Origin of the sequence: Rothia sp. HMSC062F03 (assembly GCF_001836905.1) — a bacterium.
GTDB lineage: Bacteria > Actinomycetota > Actinomycetes > Actinomycetales > Micrococcaceae > Rothia > Rothia mucilaginosa_A.
This window is the reverse complement of sequence record NZ_KV830861.1, coordinates 234,976-252,239: the sequence shown is the minus strand read 5'-3', so window position 1 is coordinate 252,239 and position 17,264 is coordinate 234,976. Positions and strand designations below refer to the sequence as shown.

Annotated in this window: 17 protein-coding genes; 1 reads left to right on the top strand and 16 read right to left on the bottom strand. The window is 57.2% G+C overall.

What is annotated here, in order from left to right; translation table 11 throughout:
- Positions 1-234: 234 nt before the first annotated feature.
- The 11 genes from rpsQ to rpsJ are packed head-to-tail and all read right to left on the bottom strand — an operon-like array spanning position 235 to position 5,468.
- A complete protein-coding gene (rpsQ, locus tag HMPREF2674_RS01055) occupies positions 235-507 on the bottom strand; it encodes a 30S ribosomal protein S17 (RefSeq protein WP_049331917.1) in 273 nt (90 codons plus the stop codon).
- Positions 504-743, bottom strand: coding sequence for a 50S ribosomal protein L29 (gene rpmC, locus HMPREF2674_RS01050; RefSeq protein WP_049331915.1), 240 nt, complete (start codon positions 741-743; stop codon positions 504-506). The genes rpsQ and rpmC overlap by 4 nt, the downstream gene beginning before the upstream one ends.
- A gap of 5 nt (positions 744-748) precedes the next feature.
- Positions 749-1,168 (bottom strand): 50S ribosomal protein L16, encoded by a 420-nt coding sequence (gene rplP / locus HMPREF2674_RS01045; RefSeq protein WP_049331913.1) that lies wholly within the window; start codon positions 1,166-1,168, stop codon positions 749-751.
- Positions 1,169-1,966, bottom strand: a complete 798-nt coding sequence (rpsC, locus tag HMPREF2674_RS01040) for a 30S ribosomal protein S3 (RefSeq protein ID WP_049331911.1) — start codon at positions 1,964-1,966, stop codon at positions 1,169-1,171.
- On the bottom strand, positions 1,967-2,332 hold the full coding sequence (rplV, locus tag HMPREF2674_RS01035) for a 50S ribosomal protein L22 (protein WP_005504964.1): 366 nt from the start codon (positions 2,330-2,332) through the stop codon (positions 1,967-1,969).
- A 60-nt stretch (positions 2,333-2,392) separates the two neighbouring features.
- A complete protein-coding gene (gene rpsS, locus HMPREF2674_RS01030; protein ID WP_004005282.1) occupies positions 2,393-2,674 on the bottom strand; it encodes a 30S ribosomal protein S19 in 282 nt (93 codons plus the stop codon).
- A 12-nt stretch (positions 2,675-2,686) separates the two neighbouring features.
- Positions 2,687-3,523 (bottom strand): 50S ribosomal protein L2, encoded by an 837-nt coding sequence (gene rplB, locus HMPREF2674_RS01025; protein ID WP_049331908.1) that lies wholly within the window; start codon positions 3,521-3,523, stop codon positions 2,687-2,689.
- 40 nt (positions 3,524-3,563) lie between these two features.
- Complete coding sequence (rplW, locus tag HMPREF2674_RS01020; RefSeq protein WP_005504959.1) at positions 3,564-3,866, bottom strand: 50S ribosomal protein L23; 303 nt, start codon at positions 3,864-3,866, stop codon at positions 3,564-3,566.
- Positions 3,866-4,483 carry a 50S ribosomal protein L4 gene (rplD, locus tag HMPREF2674_RS01015; RefSeq protein ID WP_049331907.1) on the bottom strand — a complete coding sequence of 206 codons (618 nt, stop codon included), beginning with the start codon at positions 4,481-4,483 and terminating at the stop codon, positions 3,866-3,868. Before rplD ends, rplW begins: the two co-directional genes overlap by 1 nt.
- A gap of 6 nt (positions 4,484-4,489) precedes the next feature.
- Entirely contained in the window at positions 4,490-5,146 is a 657-nt protein-coding gene (gene rplC / locus HMPREF2674_RS01010) for a 50S ribosomal protein L3 (RefSeq protein WP_005504955.1), read from the bottom strand.
- Between the two features lie 13 nt (positions 5,147-5,159).
- Positions 5,160-5,468, bottom strand: a complete 309-nt coding sequence (rpsJ, locus tag HMPREF2674_RS01005; protein WP_004005287.1) for a 30S ribosomal protein S10 — start codon at positions 5,466-5,468, stop codon at positions 5,160-5,162.
- Positions 5,469-5,965: 497 nt separating this feature from the next.
- On the opposite strand from rpsJ, the gene HMPREF2674_RS01000 reads away from it, so the two are divergent.
- The gene (locus HMPREF2674_RS01000) at positions 5,966-9,463 is read left to right on the top strand and encodes a Fe2+/Zn2+ uptake regulation protein (protein ID WP_141761772.1); all 3,498 of its coding nucleotides are present in this window, start codon (positions 5,966-5,968) and stop codon (positions 9,461-9,463) included.
- Between the two features lie 483 nt (positions 9,464-9,946).
- Here the strand turns inward: HMPREF2674_RS01000 and tuf are convergent, their stop codons facing one another.
- From tuf to HMPREF2674_RS00975, 5 genes are all read right to left on the bottom strand, one after another.
- Positions 9,947-11,137 carry an elongation factor Tu gene (gene tuf / locus HMPREF2674_RS00995; protein WP_049331906.1) on the bottom strand — a complete coding sequence of 397 codons (1,191 nt, stop codon included), beginning with the start codon at positions 11,135-11,137 and terminating at the stop codon, positions 9,947-9,949.
- Positions 11,138-11,337: 200 nt separating this feature from the next.
- Positions 11,338-13,452 (bottom strand): elongation factor G, encoded by a 2,115-nt coding sequence (gene fusA / locus HMPREF2674_RS00990; RefSeq protein ID WP_049343392.1) that lies wholly within the window; start codon positions 13,450-13,452, stop codon positions 11,338-11,340.
- A 72-nt stretch (positions 13,453-13,524) separates the two neighbouring features.
- Positions 13,525-13,995, bottom strand: coding sequence for a 30S ribosomal protein S7 (rpsG, locus tag HMPREF2674_RS00985; RefSeq protein WP_005504941.1), 471 nt, complete (start codon positions 13,993-13,995; stop codon positions 13,525-13,527).
- On the bottom strand, positions 13,995-14,369 hold the full coding sequence (rpsL, locus tag HMPREF2674_RS00980; RefSeq protein WP_005504939.1) for a 30S ribosomal protein S12: 375 nt from the start codon (positions 14,367-14,369) through the stop codon (positions 13,995-13,997). The genes rpsG and rpsL overlap by 1 nt, the downstream gene beginning before the upstream one ends.
- A gap of 611 nt (positions 14,370-14,980) precedes the next feature.
- A complete protein-coding gene (locus tag HMPREF2674_RS00975) occupies positions 14,981-17,017 on the bottom strand; it encodes a neutral/alkaline non-lysosomal ceramidase N-terminal domain-containing protein (RefSeq protein ID WP_070824581.1) in 2,037 nt (678 codons plus the stop codon).
- Positions 17,018-17,264: the final 247 nt, after the last annotated feature.

Genomic DNA, 17,264 nt, shown 5'->3' with positions numbered 1-17,264 from the left:
CTACTGCCCGTCAAATCTGCCTTTTTCCCATATTTATCCAGGTCAGATCATTATTTATGCTCTACAGAAAGCCGGCCCCGGCAAAAGTACTGTTTCTATATATGACGACCAATCTCCAAATATGACGTTCTTTAGCTCGCGATGTTTCTCATCCCGGGGTATAGCAATGGCCCCTCCCCCACAGTTGTGGGGAAGGGGCCATTATTGCTCTAGCAGATGATTCTGCGGAAAGGCTTACTTAGCCTTCTCCAGAATCTCCACGACGCGCCAACGCTTGGAAGCGGACAGCGGACGGGTCTCTGCAATCAGAACGAGGTCACCGATGCCTGCAGTGTTCTGCTCATCGTGTGCCTTGATCTTGGAGCTACGGCGAACAACCTTGCCGTACAGAGCGTGCTTCACGTGGTCCTCGACCTCGACGACAACGGTCTTGTCCATCTTGTCGGAGACAACGTAGCCGCGGCGGGTCTTACGGTAGCCGCGCTCTTCGTTCTTTACTTCACTCACTTGGACTCACCTTCAGTTGCGGGACGAATACCGAGCTCGCGCTCACGCAGCACGGTGTAGATACGTGCGATGTCGCGCTTAATAGTGCGGCGACGACCTGCATTAGCCTGACCGGTGACTTCCTGGAAGCGGATGTTGAAGAGTTCCTTCTTCGCTTCGCTCAGCTTTGCAGCCAGATCCTCGTTAGAGAGTGCTGCGAGCTTCTCGATGCTCAGGTCCTTGGAGCCTACTGCCATCTCGCTTATTCACCACCTTCACGGCGACGCACAATACGTGCCTTCATCGGGAGCTTGTGGATTGCCAGGCGCATTGCCTCGCGAGCCACCTCTTCGGACACACCGGCGAGTTCAAACATGACTCGACCCGGCTTGACATTTGCGACCCACCACTCGGGCGAACCCTTACCGGAACCCATACGGGTTTCGGCGGGCTTCTTGGTCAGGGGGCGGTCCGGGTAAATGTTGATCCAGACCTTACCGCCACGCTTGATGTGACGGGTCATTGCGATACGTGCAGCCTCAATCTGACGGTTGGTCACGTATGCGGGGGTCAGGGCCTGGATGCCCCACTCACCGAAGCTAACCTCGGTGCCGCCCTTTGCGAGACCACTACGCTTGGGGTGGTGCTGCTTACGGTACTTTACTCGACGGGGAATAAGCATTTATGCCTCACCGTTCTCTGCAGTCTTGGCCTCGACCTTTGCCGAAGCGTTCTCGTTGCGGCGCTCGCGACGAGGACCACGGTTGCCCTGGCGGCGGCGGTCACCATCGCGGCGGTTGCCACGGCGGTTGTTTGCTGCCTGCTGAGCTGCCAGCTCCTTGTCGGTCAGGTCGCCCTTGTAGATCCAGACCTTCACACCGATGCGGCCGAAGGTGGTCTTGGCCTCGAAGAAGCCGTAGTCGATGTTCGCGCGCAGGGTGTGCAGGGGCACACGGCCTTCGCGGTAGAACTCGGAACGGGACATTTCAGCGCCACCCAGACGGCCGGAGCACTGGATACGGATACCCTTTGCGCCTGCACGCTGTGCGGACTGGATTGCCTTCTTCATTGCACGGCGGAATGCAACACGCGATGCGAGCTGCTCTGCGATGCTCTGTGCAACCAGCTGAGCGGAGAGGTCGGGGTTAGCAACCTCGAGGATGTTCAGCTGAATCTGCTTGCCGGTGAGCTTCTCGAGCTCGCCGCGGATGCGGTCTGCTTCTGCGCCACGACGGCCAATCACGATACCGGGACGAGCGGTGTGGATGTCCACACGCACGCGGTCACGGGTACGCTCGATCTCGACCTTTGCAACGCCTGCGCGATCCAGGTTCTTTGCCAGCAGCTCGCGGATCTTCACGTCCTCACGGACGAAGTCTGCGTAACGCTCGCCGGGCTTGTTGGAATCAGCGAACCACTTGGAGACGTGGTCAGTGGTGATGCCCAGTCGGAAACCGTTCGGGTGAATTTTCTGACCCATTTAGCGGTCCTCCTCCTTCTCCGGGGTAGCAACTACCACGGTGATGTGGCTGGTGCGCTTGTTGATTCGGTATGCACGACCCTGAGCGCGGGGCTGAATGCGCTTCATGGTCGGGCCCTCGTTCACGAATGCTTCGCTGATGAACAGCTCTTCCTCGCGGAAGGGCAGACCCTGCTGGGTTGCCTTCTGACGAGCGTTAGCTACTGCCGAAGCAACGATCTTGTATACCGGTTCCGAAGCTGCCTGGGGGGCAAACTTCAGAATCGCCAGAGCCTCTTCCGCCTGCTTACCACGGATCAGGTTGACGACACGGCGGGCCTTCATAGGCGTAACGCGAACGAAACGCGCTGATGCCTTGGCTTCCATTGCCTATCTCTCTTTCGTCTATTGCCGAAAGGGAAACGTTAGCTTATCGGTATGAACCGATTAGCGACGCTTGCCCTTACGGTCGTCCTTCACATGGCTGCGGAAAGTGCGGGTCGGAGCAAACTCACCGAGCTTGTGACCAACCATCGACTCGGTGATGAACACCGGCACGTGCTTGCGACCGTCGTACACTGCGATGGTGTGACCGAGCATGTCGGGGATAATCATCGAGCGACGCGACCAAGTCTTAATTACGTTCTTGGTGCCCTTCTCGTTCTGAGCTGCAACCTTCAGGTAGAGGTGCTGATCAACGAAAGGGCCCTTCTTCAAACTACGAGGCATGTTTCAGGCTCCTTAGCGCTTCTTGCCAGTACGACGGCGACGAACGATGAGCTTGTCGCTTTCCTTGTTGGGACGGCGGGTACGACCCTCGGGCTTACCGTTGGGGTTAACCGGGTGACGACCACCGGAGGTCTTACCTTCACCACCACCGTGCGGGTGGTCAACCGGGTTCATAACCACACCACGGACGGTCGGGCGGATGCCCTTCCAGCGGTTGCGGCCAGCCTTACCCCAGTTGATGTTGGACTGCTCGGCGTTGCCGACCTCGCCCACGGTTGCGCGGCAGCGAACATCCACGTTGCGGATTTCGCCGGAGGGCAGACGGAGCTGGCCGTACTTGCCTTCCTTAGCAACCAGCTGGACAGAAGCACCAGCGGAACGTGCCAGCTTTGCGCCGCCACCGGGGCGGAGCTCGACGCAGTGAATCACGGTACCAACCGGGATGTTGCGCAGGGGCAGGTTGTTGCCGGGCTTGATGTCAGCTGCGGGACCGGACTCGACGATGTCGCCCTGAGCGAGCTTGTTCGGAGCGATGATGTAACGCTTGGAACCATCGACGTAGTGCAGCAGTGCGATGCGTGCGGTACGGTTGGGATCGTACTCGATGTGTGCAACGCGTGCGTTCACGCCGTCCTTGTCGTGACGACGGAAGTCGATCAGACGGTACTGGCGCTTGTGGCCGCCACCCTTGTGACGGGTGGTGATGCGGCCGGTGTTGTTACGGCCGCCGGTCTTGTGAAGCGGACGAAGCAGGGACTTCTCCGGGGTGGAGCGGGTGATCTCTGCGAAATCAGCAACGCTCGAACCGCGGCGACCCGGGGTCGTCGGCTTGTACTTACGAATACCCATTTAGATATTTCTTCCTTCGTTAAAGTGGTCTCCGCGGGGCTTATGCCTGCGGACCGCCGAAGATGTCGATGGTGCCTTCCTTGAGGGTCACAATCGCACGCTTGGTGTTCTTGCGAGCGCCCCAACCGAAACGGGTGCGCTTGCGCTTGCCCTGACGGTTGATGGTGTTGACGGAAGCAACCTTGACGTCAAAGATCTTCTCGATGGCCTGCTTGATTTCCAGCTTGTTGGAATCGGTAGCGACCTCGAAGGTGTACTTACCTTCGTCGAGCTGACCGTAGCTCTTCTCGGAAACGACGGGAGCAATGATCACGTCGTATACAGACTTGGTGGAAACGCTCATTACTTAGCGCCCTCCTTCTTCTGAGCTGCAGCAACGAATGCGTCGAATGCTGCCTTGGTGAAGACCACGTCGTCCGAAACCAGCACATCGTAGGTGTTGAGCTGGTCGACGTACAGAACGTGGACATTCTCCAGGTTACGTGCGGACAGAGCCACAACGTCCTCTGCACGAGCAATCACAAGAAGGATGTTCTTGCGCTCGGTGATAGCTGCGAATGCAGCCTTTGCAGCCTTGGTCGAGGGGGTCTCACCGGAGATGAAGTTCTCGACAACGTGGACGCGGTCGTGACGAGCGCGGTCAGAGAGAGCACCGCGCAATGCAGCGGCGATCATCTTCTTGGGGGTGCGCTGTGCGTAGTTACGCGGAGTCGGACCGTGAACAACGCCACCGCCAGTCATGTGCGGTGCACGGATGGAGCCCTGACGTGCGTTACCGGTACCCTTCTGCTTGAAGGGCTTACGGCCTGCACCGGAAACCTCGCCGCGGTTCTTAGCCTTGTGGGTGCCCTGACGTGCTGCTGCGAGCTGTGCAACGACAACCTGGTGCAGCAGGGGCACGGATGCCTGCGCGTCGAAAATCTCTGCGGGCAGGTCTACCTTAAGGGTCTTAACAGCCATGATGTATTAGGCTCCCTTCACAGCGGTACGAACCAGAACAACGCCGCCCTTGGGACCGGGGATTGCGCCCTTGATCAGCAGGACATTGTTCTCTGCGTCCACACCCTGGATAGTCAGGTTCAAGGTAGTGTGACGTGCTGCGCCCATACGGCCAGCCATGCGCATACCCTTGAACACGCGTGCGGGGTAGGATGCGCCACCGATGGAACCGGGCTTGCGGTGGTTCTTGTGCTGACCGTGAGACGCGCCAACACCCTTGAAGCCGTGACGCTTCATAACACCTGCGAAGCCCTTACCCTTGGTCTTGCCAACGACGTCGACCTTCTGGCCTGCTTCGAAGAGCTCAACGGTCAGTTCCTGACCGAGGGAATACTCAGAAGCATCTGCGGTACGCAGCTCGACAATGTGACGACGGGGGGTAACACCGGCCTTCTCGAAGTGACCAGCCAGGGGCTTGGTAACCTTGCGAGAGTCGATTGCACCGAAACCAATCTGAACAGCTTCGTAGCCGTCAGTCTCCTGGTTACGGATCTGGGTAACAACGTTAGAATCAGCCTTGACGACGGTGACGGGCACAAACTTGCCGTCCTCGTCCCAGACCTGGGTCATGCCGAGCTTGGTGCCCAGCAGGCCCTTCACCTGGCGCTCGAATTTGTTAGTCATTAGATGCGATCCTCTACAGCTTGATCTCGATGTTTACGTCTGCCGGCAGGTCGAGACGCATGAGGGCATCAACAGCCTTGGGGGTCGGATCAACAACGTCGATCAGACGCTTGTGCGTACGCATCTCGAAGTGCTCGCGGCTGTCCTTGTACTTGTGGGGAGAACGGATAACACAGTAAACGTTCTTCTCGGTCGGCAGCGGCACGGGGCCAACTACAGTTGCGCCTGCGCCCTTTACCGTTTCGACGATTTTCCGTGCCGAAGAATCGATGACCTCGTGGTCATAGGACTTCAGACGGATGCGGATTTTCTGTCCCGCCATCTGTCGGACTCTCTTTCTTGATGTATTCCCTGTATCGGAGCTTTTGCTCCTTTGTTATAGCGCTTAAGGAACGCGATATATTCATCACGTGCGCCACCCAGAACGGACTGAATCCGGCCTTGCCGGGTTCCTCACCCCGCCTGAGTACCGACCCCCGAACTCGGGCGTGTCGTCTATATTCTAGACAAACTCGTCCCGTCATCCTTCGGACCGGGTCATACGTGGGCCTATCTGATACAGATAGACACTTTGACAACGTCGTCAATTCTCTCAAATATTCGGGGGTTTTCGCAATGTCAACGTTCATTAAGTGGTTAAGAACACTTAAAAGACCTTCCTGTCCCTCTCCGTAACCAGACATCATCGCCCGGTGTGTCCTTCACAGAGACTTCTAAACCTACTTTCAGTATTTTCCATGCAGTTTATACCCCGAAATATAGCTTTCAAGCCTAATAGTACTCGTATGGTAGAAGTACCACTTAGCCTAAGGAGAAATCATGTCTCAGCCGACACAACCTCACCGGGCACCCAGTCACACGCACTCCCCCATCAACCAACCCTATAACGAGCAAGCACCGTTCCCTCCCTCCCCTGCACCATCGCAGGTCACCCGCGGAGAAATGTACTCTCATCAAACACCGCATCCTCAGCGGATGAACGAGGACCTCTTCCTCAATATTGTTCTGTACATCGGTTCGCTTCTGCTCATTGGAGCTGCTGCCCTTTTCATTACTTCGGTTACTTCCTCGACCGACGAGACGGCGCTGATTCGCGTCCTCGCGTTAGCGTTGGGGGCCGTTGTCTTTTACGGTGCGGGCCTGTTGACCTACCGTTTCGTGAAGCGTCTGCGCATCGCTTCCTATTCCTTTACGGCGACCGGCTTGGCTTTCATCCCCCTCACGGGTATTGCCACGTATATCCTCGGTATCTGGGATCAGGGCCGTTTCATCTGGCTTATCACTTCTCTGATTGGTACCGCCGCAATTATTGGAGCATGTACTCTGATGCGTAACCGTGTCATGGGTTATCTCCTAATTTCTTTCTTTATTTCAGATTCGTTGGCCGCCACGAGGGTGGTTGAGCTCCCCTTCGTTTGGTACTTCATTGTCCTCACGGTCGTAGCGATTGTCTTGGGACTCGTACTTCACTTTGTTCCCGAAGCCGCTCCACGGGGTATCCGCGAAGGTCTCGTTGATTCATCACGAATTTTTGTTCCGGTCACCGCGGCGTCCATTTTCTTCTTTACCTATGAGATGTCCTCTCTGGACATGGGTATCGCCTTCACGGTGATGTCTGTCCACGCTATCCTCTTCCTGTGCATGGAGGGGAAGATCGACTACTTTGTTCAGGCACGAATCTACCCGCTTATTGCTGTCCTGGCATTTGCTGATGGGTTGAACCAAATTGTCTGGACTCCCTCGATTTTTGCGATTACCGTACTCGTCACCAACATTGTTTCTGTGTACGTCTTCGTCCCCCGCGTGCGCACTATGGCTAATGCGCAACTCCCCACCCAGCATCAAGAGGCTACGGTATCCAAGATTCCTTGGAGCTCTTCTGCTGCTCAGTTGCCTCGCGAGAAGTTCGAGTGGCTTCCTACCTACGACGCAGGCTTCGGTCTCATCCTCCTTTCTTGTGCGTTTGTAGCCGCCCTCGCCATAGCTTCCCCCTATGTAGAAAGCGGCTGGGCCGAGCTTCTACCGTACGTGCAGACCCCCCACACGATCTTCCCCGCTTCCTGGGGTATCGGTATCTTCTATCTGATCAGCTGCCTGACCTACCGTAAGGCTCTTCGGCCGATGGCGTTGCTGTCCCTCTCGGCACTTCTCCCCTGCATCGCCCTCTTGATCAATATCGCGAATGGGAACACCCAGGGCGATTTCTACCTCTTCTTTGGCGCATCTACCATCATCTACATTTTGAGCCGCAGCGACATCAAACTACGCTTCGCGGGATCCATGATGAGTACCCTCGGGTATGCGCTAGGTTTCTTCCTGCTTGCGACGACCCTCTTCCCTGACATGCAGCCCATCGAGATGCGTCTGGTCTTCGCGCTTGTATTTGCACTTGCGGGCCTGCTCATCTTCGCTCTTCCCTCCGCTGAGATTCAGGGGATCCCGGGTCTACGGAGAACCCCCGAGGGGCTGGCTTACCTGTTCCTTGGTTCTCTGTCGTTGCTCGCCTCGATGTTCGTGGACATTACCGTCAAGACGATTGCCCAGCATTTCTGGGCCTACTTCGGTATGTTCTCTGCAGCGCTTCTTCTACTCAGCCTTTTGGCTATTCTGCTGTTGGGGCGTATCTTCGGCATTTCAAACCGCGACGATATGCGCTACACCCTGCTGGTTCTGACGCGTATTGGTCTCTATGGGCTTCTTCTGATCGGCTTGGTCGGGACCCTGTACTACCGTAGCGCCCTCGCCACGGTGATAACAGGTACCTTGGATATCGCCGGGTACACGCTGTGGGTCGCTGTTCTCCCGACTTTGATCACCGTGCTATACGCGGCGCTCGGTCTTATGTTGCCCCCTCGTTCAGCAATCCGCACCGAGATTCTGACTGTCTCTCGTCTGCCTATCTGCTGGTCGCTATTGCTTCTGTCCATGAATAACGATGTGAAGACGATGGTCGTCCATTTCTTCTTCGTTGCTCTAATGGCTGCGCAAACCCTGTACAGTGTTCTCCTCTATGCCCGCACTCGCCGCATTGCCGAGCTATACATCGCGACGGGAGTCTTTACGGTGGCGGCCTGCTACAGCGCTTTCACCGGCGGCCTGCTATATCTTGAGGATCCCCTTCTCTCCGTCGGTGCTCCGGCTCTGCTGATTGCTGTCTGGGGTGTTGGCGTTGCTCTGAAGGTTCCGTACCTACAGCCCGGTGCTTCTCTGAGCGTGAGCACGTTCTGTATCACTGCTCTCTGGAATGTCTCCGGGGTTCCGGCTCCTTCGGACCACGCCGAGTTCTTCGGCTACTCCGCACTTCTGGCTGTCGTTATTCTGTGGGTATTGAAGGTCCTCATCCCCCGAGAGAATCCCGTTCTGCATCCTAACGTACGTCCTTCCATAGTCGTCCAGGCGGGCTCTAGGAACATTGTTCTTCCGATGCACGGTCCCCTGCCTGCACCCACCTCGCAGTTTGCGCCCCGTCTCCCCCTGGCTCAGGGTATTTTTGGTCCGATCAACTATCTGCTGATGGTTCCCGCACTGGGCGTACTCTATTTCGCCACGCTAATGGGCCTGCTAAGCTCCACTCACGTAGAGCTCAACGCCCTCCTATGGGGTCTAAGCACGCTGTGTCTGATGTCCGTATGCCGAGTGGAGCAGGTACCTACCATCGCAACGACGGCTTTCTGCCTCTCTATCTCCCGGCTGATGCTGCATTATTCTGATGCACCTCGCATCGTCCTGGTGCTGGAGATTGCCCTCTTGATTGTTCTCGCCATCGCTGCGGTTGGTGTTTTCAAGAATTTGGCAGCGCATCGTCCCGTCAATGAACAGGTGTCGTCTACTCTCCTGTACTGCGCTCTGGGTCTTCAGGCGCTCCTGACGCTGGTTCTTTGGAGAATTCCGACCGGGGGCCCTGACGTTATCCTCCTCGTACTGGGCATTGGCCTGACCCTCTTGGCCGGTCTTGTACTCCCCAAGGCGTGGGCATACGTATCGGCCGTACTGGTGACGGTGGATCTTGCCATTTCGCTCAATGGTCTCAACCCGCTCTTCCTGCTCATCATCTCGGTGATTCTTATTGCCGGCGTCATTTGGAGGCTCCTTGCCCGTCAAAGTGGCCACCAGGATGACAGCGGCGTCCCGTCGACTCCGGTGGAGCAGACTCCGGTTTCTCAAGCTACCGCTCTTCCCCCGGCCGAGGGATATGTTGGGCAGTCTCCCAGCGGGCAGGCACCACAATCGGTGAATAGCCAGTCTATTCCGCCGGCGCAGACCCCGCCTCTCGGTGGCGGCTACTCCGTTCCTGAAGGGGACGGGCGTTCGGCGTAGTGACGTTGCCTCGCTAACGCCCTGAGAAGTCACGGTAAGCCGTGTTTTCCAAGGCGCCCCACCTTCAAGCGGCCCTCAGCTTCATACGGCTGAGGGCCGCTTCTTTGTCGCTTCCGCCATCCCCCATTGCGACGAGGAACAACTAGCAAGGTCTGCGGTCACAGGGCAGAACGTTTCCGAAGCCCCGCGCACTTTCGTGGCCTGTCCTCAGCCCCGTTGCTCTTCTTCTAGATTTTCTTCCCCCGTATTTTTCTGTGTGGTCCCTTCTAAATGCTCGGGTACCGTGAGGGGGTTATCCGGCCCGGTCCTGCGCTGGTCGGCCTACGATTTTGTCTAGGTGCTATGGCAAGACCACTACGAGACCGGTTCTGGGCATAACAAAAGGACCCCCGCAAAACTGCGGGGGTCCTTAAGTATCGCTACCTGGTGGAGGGGAAAACCCTCCGGCAGGTCACCAGCGAATTGTCGTAAAGTTTACGGCAATTACTTGATGATTTTGGTAACGCGACCCGAACCAACGGTGCGGCCACCCTCACGGATAGCGAAGCCGAGGCCCTCTTCCATTGCGATGGGCTGAATCAGGTCAACGGTCATCTCGGTGTTGTCACCGGGCATAACCATCTCGGTGCCCTCGGGGAGGGTGATAACGCCGGTCACGTCAGTGGTACGGAAGTAGAACTGAGGACGGTAGTTGGAGTAGAAGGGGTTGTGACGGCCACCCTCATCCTTGGAGAGGATGTAGACGTTTGCCTCGAACTCGGTGTGGGGGGTGATGGAGCCCGGCTCCACGACAACCTGACCACGCTCAACATCGTCGCGCTTCAGACCACGCAGCAGCAGACCACAGTTCTCGCCTGCCCATGCCTCGTCGAGCTGCTTGTGGAACATCTCGATACCGGTAACGGTGGTCTTCTGGATCGGGCGGATACCAACGATCTCGACCTCGGAGTTCAGCTTCAGGGTACCGCGCTCTGCACGGCCGGTCACCACGGTGCCACGACCGGTGATGGTGAAGACGTCCTCGATGGGCATGAGGAAGGGCTTGTCCTTCTCACGCACGGGGTCCGGGATGTAGGTGTCGACTGCGTCCATGAGCTCCTCGATCTTAGCAACCCACTCGGGATCGCCTTCGAGAGCCTTCAGTGCGGAAACGCGAATGACAGGGGCGTTGTCGCCGTCGAACTCCTGCGAGGAGAGGAGGTCACGGACCTCCATCTCGACGAGGTCGAGGAGCTCTTCGTCGTCAACCATGTCTGCCTTGTTCAGTGCAACCAGCAGGGTGGGGACGCCAACCTGGCGAGCGAGCAGAACGTGCTCGCGGGTCTGTGCCATGGGGCCGTCGGTAGCAGCAACCACGAGGATTGCGCCGTCCATCTGAGCCGCACCGGTAATCATGTTCTTGACGTAGTCAGCGTGGCCGGGAGCGTCAACGTGTGCGTAGTGGCGCTTCTCGGTCTGGTACTCGATGTGAGCAATGTTAATGGTAATACCGCGCTGGCGCTCCTCGGGAGCGGAGTCGATCATACCGAAGTCGCGCTTCTCGTTCAGGTCCGGGTACTTGTCAGCCAGAACCTTGGAGATTGCTGCGGTCAGGGTGGTCTTACCGTGGTCAACGTGACCAATGGTACCGACGTTAACGTGAGGCTTGGAGCGCTCGAACTTAGCCTTAGCCAAGAGTGTTCCTCCTAGAACGATTGAAAACATGCACGCGGATCTTCACTCCGGCGCATCCCGTTATAAAACGGTCTAGCGTCTACAATAGCGGATTACACCGCAGAGATGAAACTGTCCATGCTCTCAATGATGGATTTAATGGAAAAATTTCGCTGTGGGCCACGGGTTTTACCCCGTGGCCCACGGGTGAGTCGCGAGAATTACTCGCCGCGGCTCTTCTGGATGATCTCGTCAGCGACGTTCTTGGGAACCTCGCCGTAGCTATCGAATGCCATCGAGAACACTGCACGACCCTGGGTCTTACCACGCAGGTCGCCAATGTAACCGAACATCTCGGTCAGGGGCACGATAGCCTTGATGATCTTAACGCCGGATGCGTCCTCCATGGAACGAACCTGGCCACGGCGGGAGTTCAGGTCGCCAATCACGTCGCCCATGTACTCCTCGGGGGTACGAACCTCAACGTCCATCAGCGGCTCGAGCAGGACCGGGTTAGCGCGCTTAGCGCCTTCCTTGAAGACCATCGAACCAGCGATCTTGAACGCCATTTCGGAGGAGTCGACGTCGTGGTAAGCACCGTCGAGCAGGGTTGCCTTCACGCCCACCATCGGGTAGCCAGCGAGGACACCGAACTTCATGGCGTCCTGGATACCAGCGTCGACCGAGGGGATGTACTCGCGAGGAACGCGGCCACCGGTGACCTTGTCCTCGAACTCGTACAGCACTTCGCCGTCCAGGGGCAGGGGCTCGAAGGAGACCTGCACCTTTGCGAACTGACCGGAACCACCGGTCTGCTTCTTGTGGGTGTAGTCGACCTTCTCGACTGCCTTCTTGATGGTCTCGCGGTATGCAACCTGAGGCTTACCAACGTTAGCCTCGACCTTGAACTCGCGCTTCATACGGTCGACGATGATGTCCAGGTGCAGCTCACCCATACCACCGATTTCGGTCTGACCGGTTTCTTCGTTCAGCGAAACGGTGAAGGTGGGGTCCTCAGCGGAGAGCTTCTGGATAGCGGTGGACATCTTCTCCTGGTCGCCCTTGGTCTTGGGCTCAATAGCCACGAAGATCACGGGGTCGGGGAAGGTCATCGACTCGAGAACAATCGGGTGTGCGGGGTCGCACAGGGTGTCACCGGTGGTGGTGTCCTTCAGACCGATTGCTGCGTAAATGTGACCTGCGGTGATCTCCTCAACAGGGTTCTCCTTGTTGGAGTGCATCTGGAAGAGCTTACCGATACGCTCCTTCTTACCCTTGGTGGAGTTCAGAACCTGCTGGCCCTGAGCTGCCACACCGGAGTACACGCGGGTGTAGGTCAGCTGACCGTAGAACGGGTGAGCTGCGACCTTGAATGCCAGTGCTGCGAAGGGCTCGTCAGCGGATGCCTTACGGGTCAGCTTCTCTTCCTCGTTGGAGGGGTTGGAGCCGACGACGTCCGGAACGTCCAGCGGGGAGGGCAGGTAATCAATCACGGCGTCCAGCATGGGCTGAACACCGCGGTTCTTGAATGCAGAACCGCAGAGAACGGGGAATGCCTCGCCTGCGATCACGAGCTGGCGGATACCAGCCTTGATCTCGGGGATGGTCAGCTCGCCCTCTTCGAGGTACTTCTCCATGAGCTCTTCGCTGGACTCGGCAACAGCCTCCACCAGCTCGGAGCGGTACTGCTCAGCCTTCTCAACCAGGTCAGCAGGAATGTCCTGAACCTCGTAGGAGGCACCCATGGTCACGTCGCCCTTGGCGTCGCCGGGCCACACATATGCCTTCATCTCGAGCAGGTCGACAACGCCGATGAAGTCGCTCTCAGCACCGATGGGGAGCTGGAGGACCAGCGGGCGAGCGCCCAGGCGGTCGATGATGGTCTGAACGGTGAAGTAGAAGTCCGCGCCCATCTTGTCCATCTTGTTGACGAAGCAGATACGGGGGACGTCGTACTTGTCAGCCTGACGCCAAACGGTCTCAGACTGGGGCTCAACACCTTCCTTGCCGTCGAACACAGCAACTGCGCCGTCGAGGACGCGCAGGGAGCGCTCAACCTCAACGGTGAAGTCGACGTGGCCGGGGGTGTCGATAATGTTGATCTGGTTGCCCTTCCAGAAGCAGGTGGTTGCTGCGGAGGTAATGGTGATACCTCGCTCCTGCTCCTGAGCCATCCAGTCCATGGTGGAAGCGCCGTCGTGGGTCTCACCGATCTTGTGGTTAATACCGGTGTAGAACAGAATGCGCTCAGTGGTGGTGGTCTTACCGGCGTCGATGTGCGCCATAATACCGATGTTGCGGACCTTGTTAAGGTCGGTGAACACGTCAAGTGCCACGTTATTCTCCCTAAATGAGATACTCCGAAAGCCTGCCGACTCGAATCGACTCGGCAGGCTCTAAACGGAGAATTACCAGCGGTAGTGTGCGAAGGCCTTGTTGGACTCGGCCATCTTGTGAGTGTCCTCGCGACGCTTCACAGCGGCACCGAGACCGTTGGACGCATCCAGGATCTCGTTCATCAGACGCTCAGTCATGGTCTTCTCGCGGCGCTGCTTGGAGAAGCCAACGAGCCAGCGAAGAGCCAGAGCGGTGGAACGGCCGGGGCGAACCTCAACCGGAACCTGGTAGGTTGCACCGCCAACGCGGCGGGAGCGAACCTCGAGAGAAGGCTTGATGTTGTCCATAGCCTTCTTCAGGGTTGCGACCGGATCGGAACCGGTCTTCTTCTCGACGCCCTCGAGGGCACCGTAGACGATGCGCTCTGCGACGGACTTCTTACCGTCCAGCAGAACCTTGTTGATCAGCTGAGTGACCAGCGCAGAACCGTAAACAGGATCGTTTACGAGGGGACGCTTGGGAGCGGGACCCTTACGAGGCATTACTTCTTCTCCTTCTTAGCGCCGTAGCGGGAGCGAGCCTGGCCGCGACCCTTAACACCCTGGGTATCCAGAGCGCCACGAACAATCTTGTAGCGAACACCGGGGAGGTCCTTCACACGACCACCGCGAACGAGCACAATCGAGTGCTCCTGCAGGTTGTGGCCCTCACCGGGGATGTATGCGGTAACCTCGACGCCGCCGTTGAGCTTGACACGAGCGACCTTACGCAGTGCCGAGTTCGGCTTCTTCGGGGTGGTGGTGTACACACGGGTGCACACGCCACGCTTCATGGGGTTGCCCTTCAGTGCGGGCGCCTTGGTCTTAACGACCTTGGGAGTCCGGCCCTTACGGACCAGCTGCTGAATAGTAGGCACGTTTTCTCCGTTGCTTGATCGGGTTTCTCGTTGGAGAAGCCCGTATAAACTTACTGGCCCCCATCGCGGTGGATGGGTGCTCTCGGTTATCAGAAACGCTCGGGTGCACTGGGCACTCCGGTTGGTTTCTATAGGTTCCTCAACTCTCGGCGAGTTCTGTTTCCTTTTCATCTTTCATCCGAAGACGAAAAGTTTTTGGGCACACGTAAAAATGGCATTTAGGCGTCAGCAAAAAGCAACGCCAAAGGACGGTATCCATACTGCCATTGATTCGTTTGCCCGTATCCTCGGAAAGTCCCGAGGGAACCCACCAAGGGTGGATCCAGTACACCGAGCTCAAGTACTTCGCATAAGACTATACAGGTTAAACTCGGCTTAATCTAGCGGGACTGCGCGGATTTTCCACTTTTAAGCAGATATTGAAGGCAGTTTCCGGTGATTTGCACCACTTAAATTACATGCTTGCAATTCTGTCCTTATCAACTCCCACGGCATCACCCCGACACCCCGTTATACGAATATACGAAAAGTCGCCAAGAACCCGAGTTCTTGGCGACTTCTCATGTACCGGCAAAGGCGCAAGCGTCGCCCAATCCCGTTGCTGCCAGTATTTAGACAACCTGGAACTGGCGAGTCTGACCTTCAAAGTTGGTCTTCGCACCCGTAATCTTCTTTGCGGTGCCGAAATAACGAATGCGGTACTGGCCCTTTGGGGTATTCGAGGGAACCTTCCAACGAACCGTCACCTGCGAGGCGGCAATACCCATGCGCTTCCACTCGTAGAAGGTATCCGGGTTGTTATCGCCCGTGTAGTACTTCCACGTATTGCCCTCTCGACGCTCAATCACGAAGTAGCTACCGTCGTGATGAATATTGTTATTCGGGTGAGCGCCGACAAAGCGCGCGGAAACCTCCTGCCGACCGGCAATAGCGTCCTGCGGCTGCTGAGTGACCTGCCCGTATCGCGTGCCAAACATCGGGCTGTCATAGACGACCTTGCCCTGAGCGCTGGAGACCGGTCGACGATCCTGCGGACGATCGCCGATACTCAGAGAAGTACCGTTCTTCAGGGAGGTACCCACTTCGTTAATCGTCTGGCGGAAAGCGCTGGAGGTATAACGACCAAAGAGGGTTGCGCCGCCCTCGTACTGCTGCGAATCGTACTCCTCGGGGGTCGTCACGTAGTGGTCATAGGCGTTGGTGTACCCCTGCAGGATAATATGCGACTCGGGCACACCGAAGAGCTTCGCGGCATCCTGACGATACTGCACGCCCACCGCGCCGGTAAATTCGCCCGGCATACCGAGCAGGTAGTAGTCACCGAAACGCATAATCTGAACGGGGAACTTCTCCTGAATGATCGTTCCATTTTTAGCAGAGAAGAGGACACCCTTCGGTTTCTGACAGCTAATCTGAGCGGAGCTCGGAGTAAAAGCAAGGAATCCCAAAATCGAGGGACGTCCGGAACCTTCCTTATACACATCCCAGCCGCCACCGCCATCTTCGGTCGAGCCGGCACCAAAAGCGGTGCCCAAGAATCCCTGACAGGTGCGTTCGTTACGGCCGGTTCCGGTGTACTTTGCGTCAACGTTCATACCTGAGAAGTTGAAGTAGGAGATTCGCGAATCCAGGCCGGTGCCTACCGAGTTACCTGCGCTCTTGAGCTGGGCACGCACGGCATCTGCCTGCTTCTGCCCCTGAATCTTCAGGTTCTGATGGTCATCCTTGGTGGGCCCCTGACCCGGCTTGAGCCACGTATTCGGAGAAACGTCACCGGCGTTTGCATTGGCAAAAGCGGCCACAAAACCATCTCCGCTACCCGGGACATTACGGTCAATGCCGTGATCCTGGTTCTCCAGCAGATACTCGGCGTAGCCCTTGTTATCGCTTGAAATCAGGGTATTCTTCGAGGTCAGAGAGGTCGGGTGCAACGCGTACCAATTCAGCACCGCGCGAGTCTTACCGTTACGCTCCAGACGCAGGGTCATGTTAGTCGGGTCGGTACCGTTCGGAAGCTTGGAACGCAGCTCCTGCGAATCTCGATTATAAGCCTCGCGCGAACGGTTCACACCCACGCCCGTGAGTTTAGAGGTCGAGACCGTCAGGTTGCCCGGGGCCAGATCCTTCGTTGCCTGACGCACGGCCTTCATGGTTCCCTCAACCTGGGCATTAAAGGTGTCCTGGTGGAATCCCAGGGTCGTGATGTTGTACAGGCTCTGATGGGTAATGCCGCCCGGGGTGGCATGCGTATGAGTTGCGGTAATCATGATGTTCGATTCCGAGTATTCAGATCCATACTCGGCGCGGATACGCTTGACCAGCTCATCTCGGAGAGACTGCCAGCCGGTGAGAGCATCCAACACCACGATGAGGTTACGCTGACCGCTGGCACGGTCAACAGCAATAAAGGCGCGAGCATACTGACGGGTATGCACGCCACTGCCCTTCTGGGAGGTCTCACCGTAGCCCATGAAACCGACCTCGCCGGGTTCACCGGTAATATCGGCTGCGCCGGCACCCACGAGGTAGGGCGTGGCTTGGGAGGCTTGAGCTGCGGGGGCCGCCCCGGCTATCTGACCGGAAGGCAAAATTGCGGAGGCGGCAATCAGGCAGGCGGCGCCCACACGTGCCAGAGATCGCTTGGGCATGACGAGTCGTGAAAACAGAGAGTTCTTGGCCTTCGTTGCCGACGAGGACGCAAATACCTGTTGGAACGAGGGACACGGAGTGATACCGGAAGTATGCAGGGTGAAGATATTTCTCCCCGATCCGGAAGTGACTGGAGTGATATGCATGCCTTCAAGAGTAAATCCAAGTCAGAGCGTTTTCCAATCACCCAAGCATCCTAATATACAAGAATATATATTCTTTATATTGCTCAACAAAAACGAATGA